Source organism: Variovorax sp. 05L425 (genome assembly GCF_056397705.1).
In genome coordinates, this window is the sequence record NZ_JBFTNY010000021.1 from 110,807 (window position 1) to 118,384 (window position 7,578).

Below are 7,578 nucleotides of genomic sequence, written 5' to 3' on the forward strand. Positions count from 1 at the left end.
CAGGAGCCCAAGTTGCCTTCGGGCGCTACTTGACCCAGTGTCGGCCGTCTCGAAACCGCCTGCAAGCCCGTGCTGTCTGCGAGACTTTGCCTTCCGGTTGCGCGTGCCGGTATAGAGTTGAATCAGCTCGAAAGTTGATCATGAAAACTCTGTTTCTAGTGCGGCATGCCAAATCGAGTCGCGACGATCCGTCCTTGCCCGACCGGGAACGACCGTTGGACGATCGCGGCCGCCAGGACGCGCCCGCAATGGGGAAGCGCCTCAGCAAGCGCGGGCTCAAGCCTGATCTGCTCGTGTCGAGCCCGGCGCTGCGCGCGCTGACGACGGCACAGCTCATCGCCGACGAGATCGGCTACCAACGCAAGGACATCATTGTCGAAGATCGGCTCTACGCCAGCAGCCTGGACGACTTGCTCGCCGTCATTTGCGCACTCGATGACAAGGTAGACCGCGTGATGCTCTTCGGCCACAACCCCGAGTTCACCAACCTCGCGCACCGGCTGTCGAGCGAGGTCATCGACATGCCCACATGCGCCGTCGCCGAGTTCCACTTCGACGCCAAGGCGTGGGCGGACGTCGGGGAGGTCGGCCCGACCAAGGTCAAGCTGGACGCGCCGAAGAAGCAGTTCAACCTTCAAGGCTCGCGATCTTGACGCTTTCAAGGGCTGCTTGATGCGCATGCCGATGAGGAACGCCACGATCTGCGCGGTCACACGGAGATGGTTTCCGCGCTAGCCTTTCAGATAGCCGGTCACGAGGCGCGCCCCCTCGTCGATGAGCGCTTCCATCTGATCGTCGGTCAGCACTTTGGAATGGTGCAGCACCGCGTTATGCGTCAACGCCTCGATCGTGGTGACGCACACAAATGATGCGAGCTCCAGGTCATCGACAGCGAGCTCGTCCCGAACTCCTTCGAGATAGGCCCTGAACAGATTGAAATTTTCGCGACTGAAGGTTTCCAGCTTCTCGAGCTTTCCCACACGCGGGATTTGCTCGGCGAGCACTCGATGCAGTTGGGGATCGAGACGGTGCGCTTCTACCGCGACAGCGACGAATTTGCGCATTGCCTTGTCCAGCGGCTGGGTCGAGACCTGCGTCAACTCGCTCCGCACCGTTTGCATGATCTGCTGTTGGTGGCGCTCGATCACGGCGACGACGAGTGCCTCCTTGCTGGGGAAATATTGATAAAGCGAGCCGATGCTCACCCCCGAGACTTCCGCGATGCGGTTGGTGCTGGCCTTGTCGAAGCCGTCCTTGACCAGAATGCGAGCGGTTGCCTCGATCAGGTTGTCCACAGTCGCGCGCGATCGCTCCTGAGTGGCGATTTTCCTGGGCCTAGTGACGGGTTTTCGCCCCATTTTTTGATGCTGTCAATGCGAGTAGAAAAAGCGAATGATCGCTCATATTCTGAGCATACGCGGACGGGCGGCGCAACTTCTGGCATGTAAGACCTGTCGCGCGCAAACCCCTCAGGAGACCCCACGACATGGACGACACATTGCACCACCTCTTCAGATATAAGGCTTGGGCGAACGACCACCTATTGACGGCGCTGGCCCGGCTCGAGGACAGTTCCCCAATCACGACGTTGGCCATCAAGGCTTTGAGCCACACATACGTGGTCGATCGAATATTCGCCGCGCACCTTAGGCGAGAAGCTCACGCGTACACATCGGCCAACTTGAGCGAGATGCCTACGCTCGAAGATCTATCCGCTGATCTCAGAAGAAGCGATCAGGAATACATCGACTATGCGTCGACGCTGGATCGCGACCAATTGGCCGAACGAATCGACTTCGCGTTCACTGACGGGGCCGTGGGCCGTATGTCCCGCGAGGAAATGCTCATGCATGTTGTCACGCACGGAACAGGTCATCGTGGACAGGTCAGCGCAGTGATGCTGCTCAATTCCGTTCCGCCCGCCAAGGATGGATTTACGACTTATCTACACGAGGCGGAGGCGTCAACGAGAAGGCGGGCTCTAGCTTGAACGCCGTTGAGCTGTGCGGTCGAGCTATGGGCGGCTCGATGTCCGGTCCTCGCCGACCGATGGAAGCTCTGCCGCAGCGGGCCCCGCAGCGCCTTCTGGAGCAGTGGCAAAACAGTATGTTCGCGAATGGAGCCGTCGATTTTCAGGGGCGATGCCTTGGCATAGGCAACTGGCGCGAAGGGCGGGAGCGCGCACTGAATTGGCGCTCAGCCAATCGGCGCAGCCGGGTTCAGCAGGCCGGCGGACTGGAGGTCACGCCACAGTGCGGCCGGCACCGCATGGTCGGCATCGGCGGAGTTGGCCAGCACCTCCTGCGGCGTCACGCCGCCGAGCAGCACGGTCACGACCGCGGGATGCGCCATGGCGAACTGAAGCGCGGCGCGGCGCAGCGGCGTGGCGTGCGCGGCGCAGATCGCTTCGATCCGGCGCACGCGATCCATGATGTCTTCGGGCGCGGGCCCATACTCGAACTTGGCGCCGGGCACGGCGCCGGTTGCGAGGATGCCGGAATTGAACACACCTGCGAGCATGACGCCGATGTTCTTTTCGAGCGCCAGCGGCAGGAATTCGTCCAATGCGTTCTGGATCAGCAATGAGTAACGGCCAGCCAGTATCGCCACATCGAAGTCGCCGGCCTTCGCGAACTTCACCGAGACGTCGGACTCGTTGATGCCGAATCCGATGGCTGCGACGGTCTTCTCACTGCGCAGCCTGTCGAGCGCCTTGTAGGCGCCCTCCATCGCCTCCTTGAAGCGCACTGGCGCATCGACCGGCCCGTGCGTCCACACGTCGCAATCGTGGATCAGCAGGATATCCAGGCGGTCCAGCCCGGTGCGCAGCAGGGACTGTTCGACGGAGCGCATCGTGCCGTCGTAGGAATAGTCAAAGCGCGCCGCATGCGGATGGCCGCCGGCAAAGCCAGGCGAGAAAACGTCCGGGTTTTTCGGCGGCGGCTTGGAGAAGGCGTCCATGATGCGGCCGATCTTGGTCGACAAGATCACGTCCTGCCGCGGTATGTGGCGCAGGCCTGCACCGACGCGTGCTTCGGCGAGCCCGTTGCCGTAGTGCGGCGAGGTGTCGAACACACGCACTCCGCCGGCGTACGCCTGTTCGATAGTGACGATGCAGGTTTTCTCGTCGAGCAATTCGTACAGGTCGCCCATGGGGGCAGTGCCGAGGCCTAGGGCCGAGAAGGCGAGTTCCGTTCCGTTGCGAGTCGTGAATTGACGTGACTTCAATGCATGTCTCCTAGGATTGCGAGTGGAATTCCCCGAGCAAAGCATAGCGCGTCCATCTGACAGCGTTCACGCCAACAGCGACTATTGCCGCCACGCTCACGATGCGCCCGGCCTCGCGTGTCTTCACGTAGGTGGCGTCGATCCACAGGTAGGGCCAGTCCCCCTCGATCTGGCGCAGATATTGCACCTGGAGGAATCACTGCGCGCGAGAATCGGCGGGCAGGAGGCGAAGCGGCAGCACGAAGGGAACGTCTTGAGCGCGTCGCGCTCAAATCACGAAGGTTGCAAGTACGCCGATTCTGCAAAGGTCGGCGGCTCTCCAGAGCCATCCTGGTGGACCACCCACCGATGGCTCTCTTTTTTGCTGAAGTTCAAATCTCAGGCGCTGGTAGCCTCTGCTGACGTTGCCGCCCTGCGATGCACGTCTGCCGGACTTCAAGCCAAGCTCAATAGCGATAAGGATTGTTGGGACGGCGATCGTACCGGTCGGGCACGCCATCGCCGTCGCGGTCCATGTAGGCGCCGCCGCGCGGCGGCGGCGGACGGTAGTTGTCGTACGGCGCGACGATGCAGCCGGACAAGGTCAATGCGGCGATAACGAGTGCGAGGCTTTTCATCTGGGTCTCCTTGGGTTGGCGATTCCATCGTCGAGCGCTCCTGTGTCGGTCCCGTGTCGTCAGCACGCAGAAGCGTGAAGCACAGTTACCGGATGTCCGCTTCGGCCTCTGGCCCCGCTCCGCCCTTGCATTGGCGCGCCTCCGAAGATGATGGCGTCCAATTGCTGGGTCAGGAAAGGAGAGAAACCGGAGCCGTGCGAACGCTCGGGGTCGCAAACTCACGGCCGACCATCGCTTTGGCGAACAGGTAGTTGCGGCGGCCGCGCTCCGAGAGTTGATCCATGTTCACCCGGCCTGCCGAGTCGCACGCGAAGGCGAACCCGCGACCCTGGTTGAAGAGAGACCGAAACCACAGCTCGAAGCGCTTGATATGCATGGATTGGGAAGTCATGACGGCCTCTGAAGATCCAGGCGAAGCGTGGTCACGGTGCCCGACAGACGCAGTGCAGCGAATCCAAATCGCCGAGCGAGCGCCAGCACGCCTGTATTGGTCGCGAGCGCATGCCCGCTCACCTTGCGAAGACCGTATCTGCGCGCCGCGGCGATAAGGCGTGACATCAGTTCGCGTCCCAGTCCGAGCCCCTGCCAGGCATCAGCCACCACGATGGCGAAGTCCGCCTCCTGCTGCGACTCCACCACGAAGCGGGCGACGTCACCGTTGCACCTCGTCAACCTGACGACCTTGGGGCTCAAGGCAAGCGGCCTGACGCCCTCCGCCCTCTTTGAAGGCGAGAAGGACGACGACCCTCGAATCCGCACGTGGGCGCTGACAACGCTGCCAAGCCCCGCTCGACGTTCCGGCGGGTTTGGAATTCGGCGCTGCGGCAACCGCGGATACGGATAAAATCCGCGATGCTCCGGGGTGCACGCAACAGTGCTGAGATTCAAACCCGCGAACTTGAACCGGTTAGGACCGGCGGAAGAAGAGCAGTTGCTTTGATCATCGGCGAATCCTGCCGACATCGAAGCGGCCCTCGGAGCACCCGTTTCACGGTCACGAAGAAGGCCTCATGCACAACTCCTCTGCGAAACAACCTGCGCCCATGGCGGCAGCCGACGAAATGGTCGCTGACGTCCTCGCCTTCATTGCGCAAGACGGTTGCACCGACGCCGACTTCGATCGTCTGGCGTTACGGCTGTTCGCCTACCAGTACGCCAACAACCAGCCGTACCGGCGCTTCTGCCAGCGGCGCGGCGCGACCCTGCGAAGCGTGAAGCGCTGGAGCGACATCCCGGCAGTGCCGATCGATGCCTTCAAGGAACTGGCGCTGCGCTGCGAGCCGCCGGCCGCAACAGATCGGGTCTTCATGACCAGCGGCACCACCCGCAGCGAGGTCAAGGGCCGTCACTTCCATCCGACGCTGGCGGTCTACGACCGCTCGATGATCCGCAACTTCTCGCAGCGCTTCATGCAGGGGCAAGGCCGGATGCAAATGGGCATCCTGTTCCCCACCGAGACCGTGCTGCCCAATTCCTCGCTCGCCCACTATCTGGCGCTGGCACGGGACGCCTTCGGAACCGCGGAGAGCCGTTACTTCATGAGCCCGCAGGGATTGGACCTCCAGGGGCTCTGCGAGGCCCTGTCGGATGCACAGCATCGCGGCGAGCCCTTTGCGCTGCTCGGCGCAAGCTACAGCTTCGTGCACCTGATCGACGAGCTCAAACAGCGCGGCCTGTCGTTCCGCCTGCCGGCGGGCAGCCGAGTGCTGGACACCGGCGGCTACAAGGGACAGTCGCGCGATCTGCCGCTCGACACCTTCTATGCGGAGCTGTCCACGTTGCTCGGCATCGAGCGATCGGACTGCATCAACATGTACGGCATGACCGAGCTGAGCACGCAGTTCTACGATGCAGGCAATGCATCGGTACCCTCGGTCAAGTCCGGCCCGCACTGGATCCGCTCTCGCCTGATCGACCCGCTCACAGGCCGCGAAGTCGAGCCTTCCGAGCGCGGGATACTGGTCCACTGCGATCTCGCCAATTTCAATTCGGTGACCACCATCCTGACCGAGGACGTGGGCTTGGCGGCGGACGGCGGCTTCCTGCTGCTGGGTCGCGCCGAGGGCGCGCAAGCCAAGGGCTGCTCGCTGGCGGTGGAGGAATTCATCCGGGCGGCCGCATGACGACGCTGCATGCGACCGCCGGCTACCTGCCGGGCCTCGCGCCGGCGGACGTGCAGTGGCAGGCCCTGAACTTCGAATCGGGCCCGACCCGACTGGAGGTCGCCGTGCCCGTGTTGAGCCCGGATCAGATGCGCGCCCTCGCCGTCCGCGTCGGGCAGGCCAGCCGTCGCCATCTGAAGACCATGACCGTGTCCGGGATCGTGGACGTGGTCGATCGCGCGATGGCCCGCCTGCTGGACCCGGCCGACCCCTACCGGAGGGAGCTCGACCAACTGTTGCCGATCGTCGGCGGCTACGACGCCGAGATGGTCCGCCTGGGCCTCACGGCATTCTTCAAGACCTTTCGCGCGCCGCAGCTGCATCGCTTCGTCGCCGAGGATTTCGCCAACCCCAAGTTGCTGGACGAATTCCAGCCACGCCCAAAGGGCGGCGCGGCAAAGGCCTTCGGGCCGGAGTTGCTGGTCCACAGCTGGGCCGGCAACGTGCCGGCCATTCCGCTCTGGAGCCTGGTCTGCGGGCTGCTCGTGAAGGCCGGCAACATCGGCAAGCTGCCCAGCGCGGAGCCGCTGTTCGCGGGCCTGTTCGCGCGGCTGCTGGCCGAAGTCCACCCTCCCCTCGCCGATTGTGTGGCCGTGGTGTGGTGGAAAGGCGGCGAAGAGGAACAGGCGGCGGCCCTGTATGCCGAGGCGGACACGGTGCTGGCCTATGGTGGCAACGATTCGCTGGAGCAGATCCGGCGCCAATTGCCGGTCACGACGCGTTTCCTGCCCTACGGCCACAAGCTGGGCTTCGGCCTGGTCAGCGCCTCGGCGCTCGACTCCCTGCGCGCGCCGGCGACGGCACGCCTGGCCGCCTGGGACGTGATGCGCTATGACCAGCAAGGCTGCTACTCCCCCCATGTCTACTACGTCGAACGAGGCGGCAGGGTGTCGCCGCGTCAGTTCGCGCAGTACCTCGCGAGCGAGCTCGCCAACCTGCAGGACCGCTTTCCGCGCCGGGCCCTCGCGCTGGAAGATTCGGCTGCGGTCGCCGGCTGGCGCCAGGGCATCGAGCTTCACGCGGTGGCAGCGGGCGTCGGGTTCGGCGACGAGCTGATCGGCGAGGATGGTGCGGCCTTCGGCGTTGCCTACACCGACGAGGCGAAGGATCTGGCACCGACGGCATCGAATCGCAGCATCCAGGTCGTCGCGGTCGATGCGCTGGATCAAGTGGTCGCGCAGATCGAAACACACCGGCCCTTTTTGCAGACGGCGGGTGTGGCCGCGGCGCCGGCTGAACTGTTCCGGCTTTCGGAACTGCTGGGCGCCGCCGGCGTGACACGGATCAGCGCCGTTGGCGCGATGAGTTCGCCCGAGGCGGGCTGGCACCATGATGGCCGGTTCAACCTGCTGGACCTCGTTCGAATCGTCGAGATCGAACAGTCGGCAGAGATTGCGGCCGACAAGCTGGCGCCCTACGCTGACTAGGGCCTGTTAACACATGAATCACCCTCGCGTGAGGCCCCAGAGAGGGCCCAATCTAGGCGCCAAGCGGAACTGGGGTGCGACCCCAGTGAGCATTGGCAACGACGAGTGGGCCCTCTCTGGGGCCTCACCCGAAGGGCCGGGGCG

Annotated in this window: 9 protein-coding genes, 1 pseudogene and 1 riboswitch; of the genes and pseudogenes, 4 read left to right on the plus strand and 6 right to left on the minus strand. The window is 63.8% G+C overall.

What is annotated here, in order from left to right; translation table 11 throughout:
* Positions 1-140 precede the first annotated feature (140 nt).
* Complete coding sequence (locus AC1DN9_RS22595) at positions 141-653, plus strand: SixA phosphatase family protein (RefSeq protein WP_478103847.1); 513 nt, start codon at positions 141-143, stop codon at positions 651-653.
* 78 nt (positions 654-731) lie between these two features.
* Here the strand turns inward: AC1DN9_RS22595 and AC1DN9_RS22600 are convergent, their stop codons facing one another.
* Entirely contained in the window at positions 732-1,295 is a 564-nt protein-coding gene (locus tag AC1DN9_RS22600) for a TetR/AcrR family transcriptional regulator (RefSeq protein WP_478103849.1), read from the minus strand.
* 191 nt (positions 1,296-1,486) lie between these two features.
* Here AC1DN9_RS22600 and AC1DN9_RS22605 point away from each other — a divergent pair, with 191 nt between their 5' ends.
* Positions 1,487-1,990: a DinB family protein gene (locus tag AC1DN9_RS22605; protein WP_478103850.1), complete on the plus strand. Its 504-nt coding sequence runs from the start codon at positions 1,487-1,489 to the stop codon at positions 1,988-1,990.
* Between the two features lie 206 nt (positions 1,991-2,196).
* Here the strand turns inward: AC1DN9_RS22605 and AC1DN9_RS22610 are convergent, their stop codons facing one another.
* The 5 genes and pseudogenes from AC1DN9_RS22610 to AC1DN9_RS22630 form a co-directional block, all read right to left on the minus strand.
* A complete protein-coding gene (locus AC1DN9_RS22610; protein ID WP_478103851.1) occupies positions 2,197-3,228 on the minus strand; it encodes an aldo/keto reductase in 1,032 nt (343 codons plus the stop codon).
* A gap of 64 nt (positions 3,229-3,292) precedes the next feature.
* Positions 3,293-3,403: pseudogene (locus tag AC1DN9_RS22615) on the minus strand (transposase); the annotation flags it as partial.
* A gap of 271 nt (positions 3,404-3,674) precedes the next feature.
* Positions 3,675-3,845, minus strand: coding sequence for a hypothetical protein (locus AC1DN9_RS22620; RefSeq protein ID WP_478103853.1), 171 nt, complete (start codon positions 3,843-3,845; stop codon positions 3,675-3,677).
* 169 nt (positions 3,846-4,014) lie between these two features.
* Positions 4,015-4,221, minus strand: a complete 207-nt coding sequence (locus AC1DN9_RS22625) for a hypothetical protein (RefSeq protein ID WP_478103854.1) — start codon at positions 4,219-4,221, stop codon at positions 4,015-4,017.
* Between the two features lie 11 nt (positions 4,222-4,232).
* Positions 4,233-4,538 carry an N-acetyltransferase family protein gene (locus tag AC1DN9_RS22630; protein WP_478103855.1) on the minus strand — a complete coding sequence of 102 codons (306 nt, stop codon included), beginning with the start codon at positions 4,536-4,538 and terminating at the stop codon, positions 4,233-4,235.
* A 155-nt stretch (positions 4,539-4,693) separates the two neighbouring features.
* Positions 4,694-4,787, plus strand: a riboswitch (TPP riboswitch).
* Between the two features lie 68 nt (positions 4,788-4,855).
* Between AC1DN9_RS22630 and AC1DN9_RS22635 the strand changes: the two genes are divergently transcribed.
* Together AC1DN9_RS22635 and AC1DN9_RS22640 are read left to right on the plus strand one after the other, a co-directional pair.
* Positions 4,856-5,968 carry a LuxE/PaaK family acyltransferase gene (locus tag AC1DN9_RS22635; RefSeq protein ID WP_478103857.1) on the plus strand — a complete coding sequence of 371 codons (1,113 nt, stop codon included), beginning with the start codon at positions 4,856-4,858 and terminating at the stop codon, positions 5,966-5,968.
* Positions 5,965-7,434 carry an acyl-CoA reductase gene (locus tag AC1DN9_RS22640; protein ID WP_478103858.1) on the plus strand — a complete coding sequence of 490 codons (1,470 nt, stop codon included), beginning with the start codon at positions 5,965-5,967 and terminating at the stop codon, positions 7,432-7,434. The genes AC1DN9_RS22635 and AC1DN9_RS22640 overlap by 4 nt, the downstream gene beginning before the upstream one ends.
* Positions 7,435-7,578 lie beyond the last annotated feature (144 nt).

Coding starts and splice junctions, on each gene's coding strand:
- AC1DN9_RS22635 (WP_478103857.1), top strand. CDS start 4,856: ATGCACAACTCCTCTGCGAAACAACCTGCGCCCATGGCGGCAGCCGAC.
- AC1DN9_RS22620 (WP_478103853.1), bottom strand. CDS start 3,845: ATGAAAAGCCTCGCACTCGTTATCGCCGCATTGACCTTGTCCGGCTGC.
- AC1DN9_RS22640 (WP_478103858.1), top strand. CDS start 5,965: ATGACGACGCTGCATGCGACCGCCGGCTACCTGCCGGGCCTCGCGCCG.
- AC1DN9_RS22595 (WP_478103847.1), top strand. CDS start 141: ATGAAAACTCTGTTTCTAGTGCGGCATGCCAAATCGAGTCGCGACGAT.
- AC1DN9_RS22605 (WP_478103850.1), top strand. CDS start 1,487: ATGGACGACACATTGCACCACCTCTTCAGATATAAGGCTTGGGCGAAC.
- AC1DN9_RS22625 (WP_478103854.1), bottom strand. CDS start 4,221: ATGCATATCAAGCGCTTCGAGCTGTGGTTTCGGTCTCTCTTCAACCAG.